The following is a 2082-nucleotide window of genomic DNA, read 5'->3' as shown; positions in this document are numbered from 1 at the left end:
TCCCCCAGGGCCTCGGTGCCGAAGTCCTCGGGCGGGAACAGATCCGTGGTCGGTTGCTCGAACATGTGTTCTAGTCTACCACACCCAAGCCGCAACCATGCACGAGATGTGGCAAGAAATCTTGAAAATCTTTGAGGAGTGTCACCACAGAGCGGCTTTGGTCCTTGAGAACCAGAAAGCGGCCGGCCTTAGATCCCCCGGGCACGACCACGACCCCCCGGTTCAGACCGCACTGCCTTCGCAGGACCGCGGCGAATGCGGGATGAGCCAAGGAGGGTCCGCGTCGCCGGCCTTCAACGGTCCGTAGGCCCCCTGGCAGGCCCCGGTAGGCCGGGCAGATGCATCTCAGCCCCTGCCGAAAATATTCGACACTTTGTTCCGTGCAAACATTAATAAGGTCGTGTACCATGCGCCGTCGGCGTACGCCGGGCGCAGGCAGGGCCCAGGCCTGCCGGGGGAATGCGGAGGAGCGATGGCGGTAGAAGAGGTTATTCCGGACCCCTGGGCCCACCATGCCGCCGGCCTCTCCCACCTGGACGCTCTCGAGGCCGAGTCCATCTACATCCTGCGGGAGGTCGTGGCTGAATTCGAGCGCCCGGTCCTGCTGTTCTCGGGCGGCAAGGACTCGATCGTCATGCTGCACCTGGCCCGCAAGGCCTTCTGGCCGGCGCCGCTGCCCTTCCCCATCCTGCACATCGACACGGGGCACAACTTCCCCGAGGTGATCGCCTTCCGGAACCGTACGGCCAAGGAGCTCGCCGCCCGCCTGCTGGTCGCCCACGTCCAGGACGACATCGACGCCGGGCGGGTGGTCGAGGAGACCGGGCACCGGGCGAGCCGCAACCGGCTGCAGACCGTCACCCTGCTGCGGGCGATCGAGGAGGGGCGCTTCGACGCCGTCTTCGGCGGGGCCCGGCGGGACGAGGAGAAGTCCCGGGCCAAGGAGCGGGTGTACTCGTTCCGGGACGAGTTCGGCCAGTGGGACCCCAAGAACCAGCGCCCCGAGCTGTGGCACCTCTACAACGGCCGGCACCGCCGCGGCGAGCACATCCGGGTGTTCCCGCTCAGCAACTGGACGGAGTACGACATCTGGCTGTACGTCGCCCACGAGGACATCGAGATCCCCGACATCTACTACGCCCACAACCGGCAGGTCTTCCGCCGCGACGGCATGCTGCTGGCAGTCACCGATCACATCACCCTGGCGGACGGCGAGGAGCCCTTCGAGGCCCTGGTGCGCTTCCGCACGGTGGGTGACGCCTCCTGCACCGGGGCCATCGAGTCCGGGGCGGTGGCGGTCGCCGACGTCATCAGCGAGATCGCCATCGCCCGCATCACCGAACGGGGTGCCACGCGGGCGGACGACCGCATCACCGAATCGGGGATGGAGGACCGGAAGAAGGAGGGCTACTTCTGACCGCCGAGCTGCTGCGCTTTGCCACCGCCGGCTCGGTGGATGACGGCAAGTCCACCCTCATCGGCCGGTTGCTCTACGACTCCAAATCCATCTTCGAGGACCAGCTCCTCGCCATCGAGGCCACCTCGCTTGCCCGGGGCGACGAGTACACGAACCTGGCCCTGCTGACCGACGGGCTACGCGCCGAGCGCGAGCAGGGCATCACCATCGACGTCGCGTACCGGTACTTCTCGACGGCGACCCGGTCCTACGTCCTCGCCGACACCCCGGGCCACGTGCAGTACACGCGCAACATGGTGACCGGCGCCTCGACCGCCGAGCTCGCCCTGATCCTGGTCGACGCGCGCCACGGAGTGGTCGAGCAGACCCGTCGCCACCTCGCCGTCACCGGCCTCCTCGGCGTGCGGCACGTCGCCCTCGCCGTCAACAAGATGGACCTCGTGGGCTGGGACGCCGAGGTCTTCGGCGACATCGTGGGCGAGTTCGCCCGGCTCGCAGGCCGGTTCGGCATCGAGGACGTCGCCGCCGTGCCCGTCTCCGCCCTGCTCGGCGACAACGTGGTGGACCGCTCCGCCCACACCCCCTGGTATGCCGGCCCGACGCTTCTCGAGCATCTCGAGGCCGTGCCCGTGGGCACCAACCCGGCGCTGGAGCCACTGCGCTTC

At 68.1% G+C, this 2082-nt stretch carries 2 protein-coding genes; both read left to right on the top strand.

Going from position 1 to position 2082, the window contains the following annotated elements; all coding sequences use genetic code 11:
• Positions 1–472: 472 nt before the first annotated feature.
• Positions 473–1417, top strand: coding sequence for a sulfate adenylyltransferase subunit CysD (cysD, locus tag VFW71_10750; protein HEU5003240.1), 945 nt, complete (start codon positions 473–475; stop codon positions 1415–1417).
• The coding region (locus VFW71_10745) for a GTP-binding protein (GenBank protein ID HEU5003239.1) at positions 1414–2082 on the top strand (669 nt) is incomplete at its 3' end. The genes cysD and VFW71_10745, both read left to right, overlap by 4 nt.

This window comes from Actinomycetota bacterium, assembly GCA_035765775.1.
In the GTDB taxonomy this organism is placed as follows: domain Bacteria; phylum Actinomycetota; class CADDZG01; order JAHWKV01; family JAOPZY01; genus DASTWV01.
Note: the sequence above shows the minus strand (reverse complement) of the source record. Positions and strands in the feature narration are given on the sequence as shown.

Coding starts and splice junctions, on each gene's coding strand:
- cysD (HEU5003240.1), top strand. CDS start 473: ATGGCGGTAGAAGAGGTTATTCCGGACCCCTGGGCCCACCATGCCGCC.